This is a genomic window from Curtobacterium sp. MCLR17_054, assembly GCF_003234335.2.
Lineage (GTDB): Bacteria > Actinomycetota > Actinomycetes > Actinomycetales > Microbacteriaceae > Curtobacterium > Curtobacterium flaccumfaciens.
The window spans coordinates 3,740,312-3,756,194 of sequence record NZ_CP126263.1; the positions used below are offsets into that span (position 1 = coordinate 3,740,312).

18 protein-coding genes are annotated in these 15,883 nt (G+C 70.6%); 3 read left to right on the forward strand and 15 right to left on the reverse strand.

The window, feature by feature from the left end; genetic code table 11:
- Window positions 1–36: 36 nt before the first annotated feature.
- The 7 genes from DEJ08_RS17840 to DEJ08_RS17870 all read right to left on the reverse strand — a co-directional run bounded on the left by DEJ08_RS17840 (window position 37) and on the right by DEJ08_RS17870 (window position 7,287).
- Complete coding sequence (locus tag DEJ08_RS17840) at window positions 37–1,314, reverse strand: family 1 glycosylhydrolase (protein ID WP_111053635.1); 1,278 nt, start codon at window positions 1,312–1,314, stop codon at window positions 37–39.
- 53 nt (window positions 1,315–1,367) lie between these two features.
- Window positions 1,368–2,240, reverse strand: coding sequence for a carbohydrate ABC transporter permease (locus DEJ08_RS17845; protein WP_071404106.1), 873 nt, complete (start codon window positions 2,238–2,240; stop codon window positions 1,368–1,370).
- A complete protein-coding gene (locus DEJ08_RS17850) occupies window positions 2,237–3,190 on the reverse strand; it encodes a carbohydrate ABC transporter permease (protein WP_110865344.1) in 954 nt (317 codons plus the stop codon). Before DEJ08_RS17850 ends, DEJ08_RS17845 begins: the two co-directional genes overlap by 4 nt.
- Window positions 3,191–3,215: 25 nt before the next feature.
- Window positions 3,216–4,481, reverse strand: coding sequence for an ABC transporter substrate-binding protein (locus tag DEJ08_RS17855; RefSeq protein WP_071404107.1), 1,266 nt, complete (start codon window positions 4,479–4,481; stop codon window positions 3,216–3,218).
- Window positions 4,482–4,615: 134 nt separating this feature from the next.
- Window positions 4,616–5,656: a LacI family DNA-binding transcriptional regulator gene (locus tag DEJ08_RS17860; protein WP_284180492.1), complete on the reverse strand. Its 1,041-nt coding sequence runs from the start codon at window positions 5,654–5,656 to the stop codon at window positions 4,616–4,618.
- Between the two features lie 121 nt (window positions 5,657–5,777).
- Window positions 5,778–6,470, reverse strand: coding sequence for a DUF6766 family protein (locus DEJ08_RS17865; protein ID WP_164941154.1), 693 nt, complete (start codon window positions 6,468–6,470; stop codon window positions 5,778–5,780).
- Window positions 6,471–6,567: 97 nt separating this feature from the next.
- Entirely contained in the window at window positions 6,568–7,287 is a 720-nt protein-coding gene (locus DEJ08_RS17870; protein WP_111053633.1) for an SDR family NAD(P)-dependent oxidoreductase, read from the reverse strand.
- A gap of 138 nt (window positions 7,288–7,425) precedes the next feature.
- Between DEJ08_RS17870 and DEJ08_RS17875 the strand changes: the two genes are divergently transcribed.
- Complete coding sequence (locus DEJ08_RS17875) at window positions 7,426–8,838, forward strand: hypothetical protein (protein ID WP_111053632.1); 1,413 nt, start codon at window positions 7,426–7,428, stop codon at window positions 8,836–8,838.
- Between the two features lie 97 nt (window positions 8,839–8,935).
- Complete coding sequence (locus DEJ08_RS17880; RefSeq protein ID WP_111053631.1) at window positions 8,936–9,268, forward strand: DUF4190 domain-containing protein; 333 nt, start codon at window positions 8,936–8,938, stop codon at window positions 9,266–9,268.
- A gap of 81 nt (window positions 9,269–9,349) precedes the next feature.
- On the opposite strand, the gene DEJ08_RS17885 is transcribed toward DEJ08_RS17880, so the two are convergent.
- The 4 genes from DEJ08_RS17885 to DEJ08_RS17900 form a co-directional block, all read right to left on the reverse strand.
- Window positions 9,350–9,919: a manganese efflux pump MntP gene (locus DEJ08_RS17885; protein WP_027466883.1), complete on the reverse strand. Its 570-nt coding sequence runs from the start codon at window positions 9,917–9,919 to the stop codon at window positions 9,350–9,352.
- A 230-nt stretch (window positions 9,920–10,149) separates the two neighbouring features.
- On the reverse strand, window positions 10,150–11,004 hold the full coding sequence (locus DEJ08_RS17890) for a LamG domain-containing protein (protein WP_111053630.1): 855 nt from the start codon (window positions 11,002–11,004) through the stop codon (window positions 10,150–10,152).
- Window positions 11,001–11,885, reverse strand: coding sequence for a S26 family signal peptidase (locus DEJ08_RS17895; RefSeq protein WP_111053629.1), 885 nt, complete (start codon window positions 11,883–11,885; stop codon window positions 11,001–11,003). Before DEJ08_RS17895 ends, DEJ08_RS17890 begins: the two co-directional genes overlap by 4 nt.
- 107 nt (window positions 11,886–11,992) lie before the next feature.
- Window positions 11,993–12,646 (reverse strand): COG1361 family protein, encoded by a 654-nt coding sequence (locus tag DEJ08_RS17900; RefSeq protein ID WP_027466885.1) that lies wholly within the window; start codon window positions 12,644–12,646, stop codon window positions 11,993–11,995.
- Between the two features lie 175 nt (window positions 12,647–12,821).
- Between DEJ08_RS17900 and DEJ08_RS17905 the strand changes: the two genes are divergently transcribed.
- Window positions 12,822–13,268 (forward strand): MarR family winged helix-turn-helix transcriptional regulator, encoded by a 447-nt coding sequence (locus DEJ08_RS17905; protein ID WP_284173938.1) that lies wholly within the window; start codon window positions 12,822–12,824, stop codon window positions 13,266–13,268.
- 23 nt (window positions 13,269–13,291) lie between these two features.
- On the opposite strand, the gene DEJ08_RS17910 is transcribed toward DEJ08_RS17905, so the two are convergent.
- The 4 genes from DEJ08_RS17910 to DEJ08_RS17925 all read right to left on the reverse strand — a co-directional run bounded on the left by DEJ08_RS17910 (window position 13,292) and on the right by DEJ08_RS17925 (window position 15,830).
- Window positions 13,292–14,260 carry an NAD-dependent epimerase/dehydratase family protein gene (locus DEJ08_RS17910; protein WP_111053628.1) on the reverse strand — a complete coding sequence of 323 codons (969 nt, stop codon included), beginning with the start codon at window positions 14,258–14,260 and terminating at the stop codon, window positions 13,292–13,294.
- Window positions 14,260–14,820, reverse strand: coding sequence for an MOSC domain-containing protein (locus DEJ08_RS17915; protein WP_228516464.1), 561 nt, complete (start codon window positions 14,818–14,820; stop codon window positions 14,260–14,262). Before DEJ08_RS17915 ends, DEJ08_RS17910 begins: the two co-directional genes overlap by 1 nt.
- Before the next feature lie 71 nt (window positions 14,821–14,891).
- Window positions 14,892–15,311: a DoxX family protein gene (locus DEJ08_RS17920; RefSeq protein WP_027466888.1), complete on the reverse strand. Its 420-nt coding sequence runs from the start codon at window positions 15,309–15,311 to the stop codon at window positions 14,892–14,894.
- Window positions 15,312–15,365: 54 nt separating this feature from the next.
- Complete coding sequence (locus tag DEJ08_RS17925) at window positions 15,366–15,830, reverse strand: hypothetical protein (protein ID WP_146248426.1); 465 nt, start codon at window positions 15,828–15,830, stop codon at window positions 15,366–15,368.
- Window positions 15,831–15,883: the final 53 nt, after the last annotated feature.

The following is a 15,883-nucleotide window of genomic DNA, read 5'->3' on the forward strand; positions in this document are numbered from 1 at the left end:
AGGCCCGTGGCGGTTCCGCCACGGGCCTCCCGTCCGTCACGGGGTCGCGGACAGGGCCGCTGCCACGGCCCGTTCCTGTCGCGTGTGCGCAGCGAACGCGTCGGCGACCGGGTTGCGGCGACGGTCGAGGCCGCCCGCGCCGTCCTCGACGAGGTCGAAGAGGCCCATCGTGAGCAGGTGCTCCTGGCGTGGGGCGTCCGTGTGCCGCCAGGTCCACTCGTACATGTCGAACAGCGGCCACCAGGTGTAGCCGACGACCGGCACGCCCTCGTCACGGAGCTCCCGCACGGCCGTGACCGAGGCGTCCAGCCAGCCGATGCGCTCCTCGACCGAACCGGTGACGCACGTCTCCGTGAGCATGACCGGGGCGCCGTAGCGCTCGGCGTAGGTGGTGAGCACGTCGCGGAGCCCCTCGACGCCCGTGTCCTCGTAGGGCCGCGGGTCGGCGAACCCGCCGCCGTGGTGCACCCCCGCCTCGAACACCTCGGTGGAGTGCAGCGGGTAGTAGTTGACGCCCATCACGTCGGGCCGGACCGCGTGCTGCCGGAACCAGTCGAGGTCGGCGTCGGTGACGCCCCCCGAACGCAGCCGTCCGACCAGGGGGTGCGCGTCGTCGACGCCACCGGTGACCAGGTCCTCGACCAGGAACGTCTGGGCGCGCAGGCGCGCGACCGTGTCGCGGTGTTCCGGGGCGTCGACGTCGCCCACGTACCGGATGCCGGCGTCGACGTGCACGAAGGTGGCGGCGTCTCCGAGTTCGCGGGTGATCGCGTGCTGCGTCGAGACGAACCCCCTGGCCAGGGCGGACGCGATCCGGGCCGACCCCTCGGCGCCGGTCAGGTACGGGGGCCAGTACCCGTACTCACCCGAGAACAGGGCGTGGATGACGGGCTCGTTGACGGGCGTGTAGTCGGTGGCGACGTCGCCGTACCGCGCCGCGAACCGGGCGGCGTACTCGGTGACGTGCGCCGGGTAGTCGGGGTGGGCGAACTGCCCGTCGAGCCAGAGCGGTGTGCCGTAGTGCAGCAGGTCGATGACGGGGCGCAGGCCGGTCTCGCGGAAGCGCGCCATGACGCCGTCCACCCACGACCAGTCCCAGACGCCGGGCTCGGGGGCGACCCGGTACCAGGGGACGCCCCAGCGCAGGAGCTCGGCGCCGACGTCGACCGCCAGCCCGAGGTCGGCGGCGTACTGCCGGTAGTGGTCGGTCAGCTCGTACTCGTCGATGGGCCGTTCACCCGGTCGGGCCTGCGGGACGAAGGTGTCCTCGATGCCCAGGGCGAAGTGCAGCCTGCCGTCGTCGGACCAGTGCATGGTGTCTCGTTTCGTGGTGGGCACGGCCGCTCCGGGCTCGTGCGGTGTCGTCGTCACTTGAGCCCGGTGCTGGCGACGCTCTCGATGAAGCGGCGTTGCACGAGCAGGAACATGACGGCGAGGGGCAGCACGGCGATCAGGGCGCCCGCCATCATCACGCCCTGCGGGATGATCCCGCCGGGTCCGGTCAGCAGGGTGAGGCCGGACGTGATGGTCCCCATGTCCTGGTCGGTGGTGAACACCAGCGGCCAGAGCAGGTCGTTCCAGTTGTTGACGAAGGTGAAGATGCCGAGGGTGAGCAGGGCGGGGACGGCGTTCGGCAGGACGACGCTCCGGAAGATCCGCCACTCCGAGGCCCCGTCGATCCGCGCCGCGTTGTCCAGGTCGCGGGGGAGCGACACGAAGAACTGCCGCAGGAAGAAGATCCCGAAGGCGTCGGCCGCCCGCGGCGCGATGAGACCCGCGAACGTGTTCACCCACCCGAGGTCGGACACCAGTTGGTAGATCGGGATGAGCGTTGCCTGGAACGGGATCATCAGGCTGGCGACGATCACGATGAGCAGCACCTTGCTGCCCCGGAAGTCGAGCCGTGCCAGGGCGTAGGCGGCGAGCGCGTCGAACGCCAGCGCGAACACCGTGACACCGCCGGCGAAGGCGAAGCTGTTCAGGATGAGCCGCCCGAACGGCAGCTGCGTGAAGATCGCCCGGAAGTTGTCGAGCGTCCAGGTGTGCGGGAACAGCGTCGGCGGGTAGGCGTTGACCTCGCTCGCCGGTTTGAACGCCGTGAACACGATCACGAGCACGGGGAGCAGCACCGCCAGGGTCACGACGGCCACGGCTGCGAAGCCGAGCCACCGCATCGACGGCTGTCGACGGGCCACGGTGCTGCGTCGGACGACGGTCGCGGGACGGGGGAGCGCGGTCATGATGCGGTGTCCTCTCCGCGCTTCCCGAAGAACAGGAACTGCACGAGGCTGAGCAGCAGGGTCGCGATGAGGAGCACGTACGCCAGGGCGCTCGCGAACCCGAGGTCGAGGTCCTTGAAGCCGGACTGGTAGATCTGCATGACGATCGTCTCGGTCGACCGGTACGGACCGCCGCCGGTCAGGACGTAGATCTGGTCGAACGCCTGCAGTGCGGCGATGAGGGCGACGATCACGACGAACGCCATCGTGTTGCTCAGCATCGGGAAGGTGACGTTCGCGAACCGCTGGCGGCCGTTCGCGCCGTCGAGCTGCGCTGCCTCGTACAGGCTCGTGGGGATCTCCTGCAGCCCGGCCAGGAAGATCACCACGTAGAAGCCGAAGTTCTTCCACACGGCCACGAGCACCACGGTGGGCATCGCGAGCGTCGGGTCCTGCAGCACGTTGCCGAGCCGGATGCCGACGAGCTGCAGCCAGTGGTTCAGCAGGCCGATCTGCGGGTCGAGCAGGTACGACCACGCGAACGCGGCGACGGCCAGCGACACGATGAACGGCAGGAACAGCGCCGACCGGAAGAACCCGCGGAACGGCAGGGCCGGGTGGTTCAGCACGAGGGCGAGCACCAGGGCGACGACGATCGCGACGGGGGTGAAGAGCACCGAGTACAGCGCGGTGTTGCCGATGGACCGCAGGACGTCGGGGTCGGTGAAGACCCGGACGTAGTTCGCGAACCCGATGAACGACGGGTCGCCGAACCCGCTGGCGTCGGTGAACGACAGCTGGAGCGCCGAGAGCATCGGCCAGAGCACGAACGCCCCGAGGATGACGATCGCGGGTGCGAGGAACCCGACGATGGTGGCGCGGCGGCGGAACGTGCCGTTCAGGGGCGATCGTCCGCCGAGCTGGCCCGGTGGTCGGTACCGACGGCGTCGGCCGAGTTGCTGCGTGGTCACGAGGGTCCTCCGAGGGCCGCTGTTGCTACTTCAGGGCCGACTGCACGTCGGCGTCGGCGGTGGCGAGGAGCGATCCGGGGTCCCCGCCCGCCATCGCCTTCTGGGTCGCGGTGTCCACGGCGGTGAGCACGTCGGCGCTGTCGACCACGCCGGGCAGGAGCGGGATCGTGGTGCCCGGCAGCCCGGTGAGCGTCGCGACGGTCGGGTTCTCGTCGACGTCCGCGGCGGTGACGTCGGTGCGGAGCGGCGGCCAGCCGGACCCGAGGGCCCACTTCGTCGCGACGGACTGCTCGTTGAAGTAGCGCAGGAACCGCTCGGCCGCGGCCTGCTTCGCGTCGTCGGTCTGGGCCGTCACACCGAGCGAGATGCCGATGGCCGAGGCCACCTGTGCTTCGGGGCCCGCCGGGATCGCGGCGATGCCGTAGTCGATGTCCGACGCCTCGGCGACACCGGCCATCCAGGGGCCGCCGATCTCCATGGCGGTCTTGCCGGCCGTGAAGAGCTTGTCCGCGGCGATGCCGTCGACACCGGTCGGCGAGATCTTGTCGTCGCGCACCGCCTTCGCCCAGTACTCGAGCGTCTCGGCGTTCGCGGCGGAGTCGATGGTGGACTTCGTGCCCGCCTCGTTCGTGATCGATCCGCCGTTGCCGGCGAACAGGCTCGGCCAGATGCCGTTGCCGACGGTCTGGTGGTCCGGCAGCACGAGCCCGTACTGCTCGGGGGTGCCGTCGCCGTTCTCGTCCTTCGTGAGCTTCTTCGCGTCGGCGACCCACTCGTCCCAGGTGGTCGGGAAGGAGTCGATGCCGGCCGCTGCGAACAGCTTCTTGTTGTAGATCACGGAGAGCGGGACGAACCCGCTCGGCACGCCGTACTCCTTGCCGTCGACCCGCTCCATCGCGACGGCCTGTTCCTTCAGGTCCCCGGTGTTGTTGGCGTCGTCGGCGTAGAAGTCGCTGAGGTCGACCAGCGCCTTCTTCTGCGCGTAGACCGGCAGCCGGTCGGAGGTCATCGCGACGAGGTCCGGGCCCTTCTTCGCGGACAGCGCGGGGAGCATCGTGTCGTCGATCACGGCCCAGGTCTTCGTCTGGGTCGTGATGGTGACCTTGTCCTGCGAGGCGTTGAAGTCCTTGACGATGCCGTCCAGGACCTTGCCGTCGGCCTCGGTGTAGCCGTGCCAGAACGTCAGGTCGACGTGGCCGCCGTCACCCGACGATCCGGGGGAGCCGGCGCACCCGGCGAGGGAGAGCGACGCCGCTGCTGCGAGCGCGACGACCGCGATGTGCTTCTTCATCGAAAACCTGCCATCCGTCCGGCACGTCGGTGTGCGGACCTCGTCCATGCCGGATTTACACCGGTGTAAATGTGGACAGTAGCCGGTGCTCGACCGCCCGGTCAAGGGGTTGGGGAGCACCCGTGGTCAACGGGTCAGGCAGCAACCGGACGCAACGGTCCGGACGACGCGCGGACGACGAGTGCGTGCGGGGAGCGCAGCACCCCCGGTGTCGCCGGGGCGCCCTCCTCGAGCTGGGCGACGAGCACCCCGACCGCCGTCGCCGCGACGCGGTCCAGGTCGGCCGACACCGTGGTCAGCGCCGGGGTCGAGTACGCCGACTCCTCGATGTCGTCGAACCCGACGACCGCGACGTCGTCCGGCACGGTCCGGCCCGCGAGCTGCAGGGCACTCATCGCCCCGAGCGCCAGCGCGTCGTTGCAGCAGACGATCCCGTCGACCGGCACGCCGGCGTCGAGGAGCTGCCGCGCAGCCGCCGCACCCTCGGCCCGGTGCCACAGCGCGGTCGGCACCACCCGCTCGGGCGCGAACGGCACGCCGGCGTCGAGGAGTGCCTCGCGGTAGCCCCGCAGTCGCTCCTGCGCCGTGCGCACGGGTCCCGACGGGTCGGAGCCGATGAACGCGATCGACCGACGACCGGCGTCGAGCAGATGCGCGGTCGCGTCCCGCAGCGCGTCCGCGTTCGACATCGCGATGAACGGCACGGGGGCGTCCGGGATCGGCTCACCGAGCACGACCAGGGGGAACTTCACCTCGAGCGCGGCGGCATCGCTCGGCCGGACGGTCAGCGGGCTGTAGATGATGCCGTCGATGGAGTGCTCGCGCATCCGGGTGATCGCGTCCGCCTCGCGCACGCCGCTCGCGGTCTGCTCGATGAGCACCGTGTAGCCCACGGCTCCGGCAGCGCGGATGACGGCGTCGGCGAGTTCGGCGAAGTACGCCTGCCGCAGTTCCGGCACCGCGAGCCCGAGCACCTTGGAGCGTCCGGCGCGGAAGTTCCGGGCCGAGACGTTGAGTTCGTAGCCGAGCTCGTCGACGGCGGCCATCACGCGGTCACGGGTGCGGACGGAGACGTGTTCGTAGCCGGACAACACGTTCGAGACGGTCTTCTTCGAGACACCCGCCACGGCGGCGACGTCGCTCATCGTGGGCGGAGAGCGGTGCCCCTGCGCCATCGGGCGCCCCCTCTCACGTGCGGACTGCGTTCGGCAGGAACCTACCGCACCAGCGTGGTGCGGACCGGACGGGAGGCCCGTGGCGGGCCCGCCACGGGCCTCCCGTCCGGTCTCCGCGGGCTCAGGCGCCGGTCTGCTCCGTCGGTGCGGCCACGGGCTTCGACTGGCTCGACCCTCGTTGCCGCAGTGACACGGTGGCGATCACCATCACCGAGATGACCAGGAACTCCGACTGCCAGTTCTGCATCGACTCGAACCAGAACTGGCTCGTGCCCAGGTAGCCCCACGCCGAGACCACGCTGTCGCCGTGCTCGAGCTGCTCCTCGTTGTAGGCCGCAGCGCCTCCGATCACGTGCCCGACGACACTGCCGAGGAACAGCACCGCGAACAGGATCAGCAGGGAGTTCTCGTACAGCACGAGCACGATCCCGCCCCGGCGCACCGGCCACGGAGCCTTCGGGTCGTCGGCGTGCTCCCGGGGGTCCTCGTCCTGCGGGCTCTGTTCGTCCAGGGGCTCGGACTCGCTCGACCCCTTCTGGAACAGGAACACCGTGAACACGATGTACGCGCCCATCTGCAGGAACTCGCTCTCCCAGTTCTCGAAGGTCGCCTCGGCGAAGTCGCCGCTCGTCAGGAAGCCCCAGAGCGACACGGCCGCCTCGCCGTGCTGCAGCGCGTCTGCCGCGGACACCCGCCACCCGGCGAACACCATGCCGACGAAGCACACGACGAAGACGGCGACGTTCGCGAGGAGCAGGCCGTGCCGTCGCACGCGCTGCCACCCACTCGATCCGTTGTGCAGGCCGAGGGTCACCGGGTCCTCCGTTCGTCGTCTCGACGCCATCCTCGTCCGGACGCCACGAACGCCTTCGCAGGAGCACCCGACCGGTCGCGGCGGTTCCGTCAGCGACTCAGAGCGCGATGCCGGTGGCCTCGCCGAGCGCGTCGAGCAGTGCGGTGCGGAACCGCTGGTCCGCGACCGCCGGGTGCGGTTCCTGCCGCTCCCCGTGGAACCAGTAACCGCCTGTCACGGTTTGGTCTGGGTCGGTCGCGAGCGTCTCCTGCGTGCGGTGTCCGAGCTCGAAGTCGTCCGGAGCGCCGGCCCCGCCCATCTTGGTCGCCACCCAGCCCGGGTCGACAGCGTTGCTCAGCACGCCCGGGCGTCGGAGCGGCACCTCGGCGGCGAGCGCCGTCACGAACAGCTTCGTGTCGGAGTACGAGTTCGTCTCCGACGCGCCGGTCCAGTCGACGGTGTCCAGGCGCGGGCGGCCGCCCCGGTGCATCCCGCTGCTCAGGTACACGTGCCGCTCCGGCGAGCGCAGCAACGCGGTGAACAGGTACGGCGCCACGACGTTGACGGGCACCAGGGAACGGCCCGAGATCACGCCGGCGTTGTGCACGACGGCGTCGAGCGGGGTGCCGGCGTCGAGTTCCCGGGCGGTGGCGATCACGGCGTCGCGGTCCGCCAGGTCGGCGACGACGAGTTCGGCGCCGCGCTCCACCAGGTCGGCGACCGCCTCGGCGCGGGCCGTGTTGCGCGCGTGGACGACGACGTGCCCGCTGCGGAGCAGCGAGTCGGCGGTTCCCCGCCCGAGGCCGTCGGTGGATCCGGTGACGAGGATGCGTGCCATCCGCCCATCATGCGCCCGACCGCTGCGGCGGGTCCGGCAGGTGTACCGGCAACGGGCGGACGGGAGGCGCGGTGCGGGCCCGCCACGGGCCTCCCGGCCGTTCACGGGCCGGCCACAGGGCCGCGGTACGGTCGCTGCATGAGCAGCTTCCTCGAGCCCATCGACGCCGTCGGCGTCGGTGACGCGACGATCGTGCCGGACGCCACACGACCGGTCGCGGCGGTCGTCACGGGCGACGACGTGCGGTGGATGACGTGGCCGGACGCTCCGTTGCCGGACGGTGCGGTCGACGAGGTCGGGGTCCTCGGGACCGCGACAGGTGCCTGGGTCGTCTACGGATCGCGCGAGGAGGTGGGCGACGACCTCGACGAGATGTCCCGGACCGCCGTGCACGTCACGCCGACCGGGGTGACGTGTGCCGTCGATCTCGGGGATCGACGCGTGCTCGGGGCGGACGTCGAGGGGCTGTGGATCGGCGACCCGCGTGACGCGTCGATGTGGATGGGTGAGGACGAGGACGAGGGCCTCGAGGATCCGGAGGACGACGAGGCGGTCGAGGACGACGAGGACTCGGACGACCCGCTCGACGGCGTCGACCCGGAGACCCTGCCGTGGGCGCCGTCGGAGCCGTTCTGGCCGTCGCCGGAGGAGTGGGCGGCGACGCTGGCGGCCGGCGAGGAGCCGGAGGACGACGACCCCGAGCTGCTGGACGACGACGATGACGACGTCCGCCCCCGCTACTTCTGGAGTGCCGGATCCGACGCCGACGACGAGGACGACTTCCCTCGCCGGTCGGGACCACCGGCCGATCCCGCGCCACCCCTGCCGACCCCGCCGATCGAGCTCGTGCTCGTCCGGACCGACGGCAGCCGGACGACGATCACTGTCGACCACCTGGCTGAGGAGGTCCGCCGGGCGGGCACGGTGCTCACCGTCCGGTACATGCCCACCGGACCCCGGCGCACACCCGATCCGACGGGCGGATTGACCTACCACTACGACGCTCGGGAGGTCGACCTCGACGTCGCTGCCGGCCTGCCCAGCGTCGTCACCACCGATGACCTGCCGTCCCGTGCCGCGAGCGACGAGGACGAGACGTCGTGGGAGGACGAACAGGAGCGTCTGGAAGCAGCCCGCGCTCCGTGGACGGAGCAGTTCGACCTGACCGACGTCGAGGGCGCGCGCTGGCCGTTGCACGACCTGGACGCTGCCGCACGGGAGCGCGCGGTCGCGGACCTTGTGGGCGTGTTCGAGGCGCTCGACCAGCCCGGCATCCTGTGGACCCGCGACCACCCCGAACCCCGGCGGTCGGCGAGCGACTACCGAGCCGTCGAGGTCACCGTCGAGGGCGAGTGGCCGGCGACCGAGGTCGTCGTGTCGTTCGAGCACCGCGCCGTGCCGTACCTGCGGCTCCGTCGGCGCTACCGGGTGTTCGACGATGCCGGGCACGTGGAGGACTGGACCTACGTCGGCGTGCACCTGGACGAGGACATCGACAGCGGGCACATCGCCGACCGAGCGGGCGCGGTGGACGGGGTGCTCGACATCTGACGGGGTCGGTCCTGCCTGATCCCACCGCCCCGTCTGGCCCGCTGGTCCTGTACGTTTCCTGTGTAGACATCCCCCTGATCAGAGAGGACGCGGCGCCATGAGTGACGGCACGCCCCAGTACAACCAGCAGAACCCGAACCCCTACGCCGCCGGCGGGCAGCCCTACGGCGCTCCGATGCAGCCGTCGTCCGACCGCTTCAACGTCATGGCGATCGTCGGGTTCGTCCTGGCCTTCGTGGTGAACATCGCCGGCCTCGTGGTGTCGATCATCGCGCTCTCGCAGATCAAGAAGACCGGGGAGCGCGGCCGCGGCCTGGCCCTCGCCGGCATCATCATCAGCGCCCTGTCGCTCGTGTTCGGCATCATCTGGATCATCTTCGGGATCGCTGTCGTCGCGAACGCTCCGGCGGGCAGCCTGGGCAGTTACTGACACCCACCAGCACCAGAACGGAGGCCCGTGGCAGCTCGCCACGGGCCTCCGGTCTGTCCGGTGTCGGTTCCGACCGTGGCCTCAGCCGATGACGCCGGTGTGCTCCAGCACGATGTTCAGACCGATCAGGATCAGGACGACGCCACCCGCGATCTCCGCCGGCTTGCCGAAGCGGGCACCGACACGGCGACCGACCAGGACCCCGACGAACGACAGCACCGCGGTGGTGATCCCGATGAGCAGCACCGCGCCGCCGATCGACACGGGCAGGAACGCCAGGGTGACGCCCACCGCCAGGGCGTCGATGCTGGTCGCGACCGCCAGTACGAGGAGCTCGCGGACCGGCAGCCGGTCGGTGTCCTGCTCGGTGTCCTCGTGCTTCGAGAACGCCTCCCACAGCATCTTCCCGCCGATCAGCGCGAGCAGCCCGAACGCGACCCAGTGGTCGAAGGCCGCGATGTACTGCGCGAACGCCGACCCGAGCAGCCAGCCGAGCAACGGCATCACCGCCTGGAACACCCCGAACGTCAGCGCGATCACGATCGCGTGCCGCACGTCGAAGCGCTTCATGTGCAGGCCCTTGCCGAGGGCGACGGCGAAGGCGTCTGCGGAGACGCCGAGCGCGATGAGGAAGAGGGCCCAGAACGACATGGGGGTGGCGCCTTTCGAGACGGTCGGATGGAGACTCCGACGTCTCAGGACCTGACGATCCTGGCACGGTCTGGGGCACGAAAAGGCCTGATCAGCGGGATTCGTCGCCCCGAATCCGCGGGTTGGTGGGCCCGGTCCGCGAACCCGGCCCACGTTCTCGACGTGACCAGGGGACGGACTGGAGGCCCGTGGCGGCGCCGCGGTGCGCCTCCAGGCCGTCAGCCAGTGCGTCAGGAACCGGCGGCCGCGTGCGCGGCCACCTGGCTGGCCGTCAGTTCGGTGCCGTAGACGGCGGCGTACCGCATCGACCCGGTGAAGTACGGGTTGTTCGTGGAACCCGGCCACCCGCTGACGACGTCGTAGCCGACCCGGAAGTACCCGGTGAAGTTCTCGGGGCTCTTGAAGGCCGCGTTCGACGCGACGAGCGTGCCGTCGACGTACAGGCGCATGCCGTTGGTGGGCGACATCGTCGCCACCGTGTGGTGCCAGGCGCCGTCGTTGACAGCCGCCGGCGACGTGATGACCTGGGTGGCGCCGTTGTAGGAACCGAACGCGAGCTGGCCGGTCGTGGTCAGGTAGAGCTTCCGGTCGTGCTGGCTCGACGCTCCGGTCTGGCTGCTGCCGAAGCCGATGAGCATGCCGCCGGCGACCGTGGTGCGGAACCAGACCTCCTCGCTGAAGGTCGTGGGGTTGGCGTACGAGCGCGGGGTGGAGACGTAGCTCGTCGAGCCGTTGAGCGCGTAGGCGCTCCCGCTGTCACGCGGGCAGGCGTTCGGGCTCGGCGTGGTCGCGGTCATGGTGCCCTGGTAGGTGCCGTTCGCGCCGCGGCCCGACCAGTCGGTGGCCGTCCGCGAACCCGAGGCCTCGGTCAGGCGGTAGGCGAACAGGGCGTTCGCGGTGTCCGCGCCGACGGCACCCGTGCACGTGAAGTACGGGGCGGTCGCGGCCGTGTTCGCACTGTTGGTCACGCGTGCGGTGTAGGCCGAGCGGGTCGGGGCGAACTGGTTCAGCAGGACGACGACGGCCAGGGCGACCACGAGGAGGACGGCGACGACGCGACCGTCGCGCAGTCGACGGAGGATCACGAGGGACGCACCGCCTCGACGCGGCCGACCGCCAGGCACGCCACGAGCGGCACGAGGCACACGGCGATCAGGGCGACCCAACCCAGGGGGTCGAGGTCGATGTTCGACATGAGCTGGTAGTGCCCGTTCTTCGTCAGCTCGTGGATGACGACCCGGCCCATCTCGCCGTCGACCAGGTGGACGCTGTTGCCGCCGTGGGCGTCGACGCGGACCGGGAAGATCCCCGACGAGATCACGGTGGCCTCGACGCCGGTCGGGCTCGAGGTGTTCGTGATCGTCGTCACGTTGACGAACGGCTTGAACACGAACGCCGCGTACGAGACGGTGAGGGCGCTGCCCGCGATCCGCAGGCACGTGCGGGTCACCCGGTCGGTGAACGCGCTGGTCAGGGTCAGGATGATCAGCGTGCCGATGAGCAGGATCGGGGCGGCGCGGAGCAGCCAGCCGATGCGCGGGACCAGGAGCGCGGGGGTCCCGATCACGTCGGCCTGGGTGAGCGTCCACGGGTCGGTCGCGCCGTTGACGTCACCGCGGGTGAGGATGCCGCCGTCCGCGTCGATCGAGACGATGCGGTGCGTGTAGACGACGTCCGGGTTGGCGGAGGTCTCGAACGAGATGATGTCGCCGACGCTGAGCGTGGCGACGTCCACCGGCAGGTCGAGCACGAGGGTGCCGACCGGGGCGGCTTCGCCCATCGAGGGGGTCTCGACGACGAACCAGCGGCCGCCGGCGGAGAGGAACAGGACGGCGGCGGTGAGGAGCAGTGCGGCGATCGCGGCGACCGACCAGGCGAGGACCGTCTCGGAGCGGGTGACCTGACGGCCGCGGAGGACCGGGCGGTCGAGCATGCCGCTGAGCGGGATCGCTGCGGTCTGGCTCATGGGCTCTGCTCCGGGGTCGGGTCGGGTTCTTGCTGGGGTGGCGACGCTCGGCCGGAGGGGGGTCGGCCGAGCGTCGCCGGTCTGGGGGAAGGGTGATGGGGGTCGGATCAGGCCGTGAAGGTCCAGGTCATCGGGACCGAGGCGGCGAGGCCCTGGTAGGTGTTGCCGGCCGAGGAGTCCAGGGTCACCGCGAAGTTGAACGGGACGCTCGCACCGGCGGCCGGGGCCTGCGGCATCGTGAAGGCCGACGCCGCCGCACCCTTGAAGCTGGCGAGGGTGCCGCTGAACACGGTGGTCGAACCGGAGGTGACGACGAGGTTCATCTTGGCGCAGAGGTCGGTCGCGGTGCCGTTGGCCGAGCCGTTCGCCGACTGGGTGCACGTGGCGCCCGGGTTCAGCGTGAAGGTGCTGGCGTTCGCGGTGCCGGTGTTCTTGATCGAGATCGCGGTGTTGACCGTGTTGCCCGGGGTCATCGTCGTGCTGCCGCCGAACTTGTTGATCGTCGAGCAGGTCGCCGAGTTCGTCGAGACCGAGCCGCCGTCGGTGCTGAGGCAGGTGACGGTCGCGCCGGCGTTCTGCTCCTGCATGATCAGCGTGCCGCTGCCGGCGGTGTTGCTGCTGTTGGTGATGCTCGCGGCGAACCCGGAGAGGGTGCCGGTGAGCGAGAGGGAGAGCAGGACGGCGGCGAAGATACCCGCGAGGAGCGCCACGGGGGCGAAGCGGATCCGCTTCAGTGCGGAGGTGCGGAGCTTGGTGGACACGGGGTACCTCTTCGTTCGGTGGTGGTTGCAGGAAGTTGGGGGAAGCAAGGCGTTCGGGCTGTTTTGCTTCAATGGTTAAGATAGTCACTGCTTCACCAAGTTGACCACTCGTATACTTACCCCAGTGCGGGGGACGCTCCTTGTCCCCCGGTCCCCGACACGGAAGAAGGCCCTCGTGGCAGCAGTACCGAACGACGACGACGCGGCCGATCTCATGGCCGCGTTCACCGCCGTCGTACGTGCGAACGCGAGCCTGGTGAGTCAGCTGAGCGCTCGTGCGGGCGTGCACGAGAACGCCCTCCGCGCCCTGGTCCTCATCAGTGACACCGGGTACTCCACGCCGACCGAGGTCGCCGGGTACCTGGGGCTGACCTCGGGCGCGGTGACGAACATGATCGACCGGATGAGCACCGCCGGCCTGCTCGAGCGCGCACCGAACCCGGCGGATCGCCGCGGCTCACTGCTGCGGCTGCTGCCCCCGGGGCATGTCGTCGTGTCGGACTACCAGGAGCGGTACACAGCGATGCTCCGGGCCGTCGACGGGGCGCACAAGGGCGAACTGCACGAGGTACTGAACGACCTGGCGACGAGTCTGTACGAACAGGCTGCCGCCGCGTCCTGATCTCGCTCGCGGGGACCGCGCGTCTACCTGGTGGGGATCGCCCGTTCCTCCGTCGAGGTGAGGCCGGCACGGCGTTCCCGAGCCGTCCCGCGGGCGCGCTCGTCCTCGAGCACGAGCACGACGGTGTCCCGGAGGGGTCGGGTCACTCCGCCGGCGTCCCTGAAGGCCACGGTGGAGCGCTGCGCGAACCCGCCCTCCGACACCGGGATCCACAGGGGGAGTGATCGCGGTCCGGCCCAGTAGGCCACGTCGTGCGCGAGCAGGACGTCGTCGTCGACCGCGACCAGCTCGTCATCGAACCCGGTGACCTCCGCCACACACCGGAAGAAGTCCTGCATCGGCACCGGAGCGCCCACCGCGTTGACCGTGCCGACGAACCCGTCGCGCCCGGCCCGGACGAGCCAGGCAGCGAGGTCCGCGACGTCGATCACCTGGACGAACCGCTCCGCCGACGTCGGCACCAGCACCGGCCCACCGCGGTCGAGGCGTGCGGGCCAGTACCCGAACCGGTCACTCGGGTCGCCGGGGCCGACGATCAACCCCGGGCGTGCGATGAGCAGCCGTGACCCGAGCCGGAGCCGCGTCATGCGCTCGGCGAGGACCTTCGCGTCGGCGTACTCGGACGGGTCCTTCGGCTCCACCAGCCGGGCGGACTCGTCAGCGCCCGGTTCGTCGTTGTCCGCGTACACCGAGACCGTGGACACCAGGGTCCAGTGCGCGGCTCGGTCGGCGAGGGCGTCGAGCGCCGGGGCGACGAGTTCGGGGGCGCTGGCGAGCTCGATGACCTCGTCCCAGTTCCCGGTGGCCTGTTCGTAGGCGCCGGCCAGGGCTCGATCCGCCTGGACGAAGCGCGCTCCCTCGGGAACGTTGCCGGTCGTGCCCCGGGCGAGGCAGGTGACGTCGGCACCCTCGGCCAACAGCTCGTCGACGATCGTTCGCCCGAGCCAACCGGTTCCGCCGAGTACCAGGACGCGTCGCACGCGCTGCGTCATCAGACGGGCTGGAGGGGTCGTCGTTCACCGTCGGGGAGCTCGACCCGGATGCGGTCGCCCGGCCGGACCGTGCCGCCGGTGAGCACGACGCTCATCACCCCGCCCTTGCGCTCGACCGTGCCGTCCTCGGCCCGCCCCAACACGGCACGGAGGAGCCCCGGCTCGAAGCCGTTGATCTGCTGGCACGGGTTCCGCAGGCCCGTGACCTGCACGGAGGCGTCGTCGCCGAGGTGCAGCACTGCACCCTCGGGCAGCCCGAGCAGGTCGATGCCACTGGTCGTGACGTTCTCGCCCATCTGTCCCGGTTCGACGCTGAACCCGGCTTCGGCGACCTCGTCGAACAGCTCGGCGTGCAGCAGGTGGACCTGGCGGAGGTTCGGCTGCGACGGGTCACGCGCGACCCGGGAGCGGTGCTGCACGGTCGTGCCGGCGTGGGCATCACCCTCGATGCCCCACCCCGCCACGAGCGTCACCGCGTCGACCAACGGCTTGCTGAACCGGTGCTCGCCGTCCTTGCTCACCGCGACCACGCGCGGCTGGTCCATGTCGTCCCCGCTCATGGGGCCGATTCTGCCCCATGGTCACGGTCGCGCGAGTGCAGCGTCGGTCAGTGGCGCTCGCGCAGACCGGTTCAGCGGCGCTTGCGCAGCGCGTTCGTCGCCCACAGCGAGACCGCGATGAGCACGGGCTGGAACAGCAGGCGGACGAATCGCTTGGTGTCGGTGTCCAGGCCGAACCCGTCGCGGTGGTGCATCCACTGCGCGATGTTGCCGGGGAAGACCGCGAGGAAGAACACCGCGACGACCCAACCGACCGTCACCTGACGCCGAGCCAGGAGCATCAGCGCAGCCCCGAGGGAGATCTCCACCACACCGGAGGCGATCACCGTGACGTCCGTCGGCAGCGGCACGAACTTCGGCACCTGCGCCTGGAACTCCTCGCGCGCCACCGTCAGGTGGCTGATGCCGGCCCAGGTGAGCATCGCGCCGAACAGGATGCGGACGATGGTCCGGGGGCGGGTGGAGCGGACTGCGGGGGTGCGGGTTGCCATCGGGGTGGTGCCTTTCACGGTCGTGGTGGGGTTTGGTGGAGTGGGGGGCCGAGGTCAGCGGCTGCTGAGGACGCGGCGTCGGCGTGCGGCCTCGAAGCTGATCGCGGCAGCGGCGGAACCGAGCGTGAGGATCCGGGCGACCGGACGGCCGCGGGTCGAGGTGAGCAGCCGCAGCACGCCGGCGAGTGTGAGTGCGGCAGCACCGCCGGTCGTGCTCGTCACCGAGCCGTCTTCGCGGTCGATCACGAACCGGGTCCCACCGAGGGCCGTCGCCGCGACGGCGGAGCCGGTGCCGACCAGGTCGCTCCCCGGGGCACGGCGGACCGCTGCGGTGGCGAGTCCGAGCCCGGACAGGACTTCCAGGGCTGGGATGCCGAGTGCGTGTGGGGCGCCCGGCTCGAATCCACGTCGCTGCATCTGCTGGGCTCGAGCGCGCAGCGGGGTGCGGCGAACCGTGGCGATGCCGTGCCCGGCGAGCAGGCCACCGGTGACGAGGTCGATCCAGCTGGTGAGTTTCACGTTGCGCTCCATTAGGTTGTGCACAACCTAACACGTCGACGCCGAAGACGGTC

Coding starts and splice junctions, on each gene's coding strand:
- DEJ08_RS17885 (WP_027466883.1), bottom strand. CDS start 9,919: ATGTCGTTCTGGGCCCTCTTCCTCATCGCGCTCGGCGTCTCCGCAGAC.
- DEJ08_RS17875 (WP_111053632.1), top strand. CDS start 7,426: ATGAGCAGCTTCCTCGAGCCCATCGACGCCGTCGGCGTCGGTGACGCG.
- DEJ08_RS17855 (WP_071404107.1), bottom strand. CDS start 4,481: ATGAAGAAGCACATCGCGGTCGTCGCGCTCGCAGCAGCGGCGTCGCTC.
- DEJ08_RS17840 (WP_111053635.1), bottom strand. CDS start 1,314: ATGCACTGGTCCGACGACGGCAGGCTGCACTTCGCCCTGGGCATCGAG.
- DEJ08_RS17860 (WP_284180492.1), bottom strand. CDS start 5,656: ATGGCGCAGGGGCACCGCTCTCCGCCCACGATGAGCGACGTCGCCGCC.
- DEJ08_RS17895 (WP_111053629.1), bottom strand. CDS start 11,885: ATGAGCCAGACCGCAGCGATCCCGCTCAGCGGCATGCTCGACCGCCCG.
- DEJ08_RS17915 (WP_228516464.1), bottom strand. CDS start 14,820: ATGAGCGGGGACGACATGGACCAGCCGCGCGTGGTCGCGGTGAGCAAG.
- DEJ08_RS17920 (WP_027466888.1), bottom strand. CDS start 15,311: ATGGCAACCCGCACCCCCGCAGTCCGCTCCACCCGCCCCCGGACCATC.
- DEJ08_RS17880 (WP_111053631.1), top strand. CDS start 8,936: ATGAGTGACGGCACGCCCCAGTACAACCAGCAGAACCCGAACCCCTAC.
- DEJ08_RS17870 (WP_111053633.1), bottom strand. CDS start 7,287: ATGGCACGCATCCTCGTCACCGGATCCACCGACGGCCTCGGGCGGGGA.
- DEJ08_RS17910 (WP_111053628.1), bottom strand. CDS start 14,260: ATGACGCAGCGCGTGCGACGCGTCCTGGTACTCGGCGGAACCGGTTGG.
- DEJ08_RS17845 (WP_071404106.1), bottom strand. CDS start 2,240: ATGACCGCGCTCCCCCGTCCCGCGACCGTCGTCCGACGCAGCACCGTG.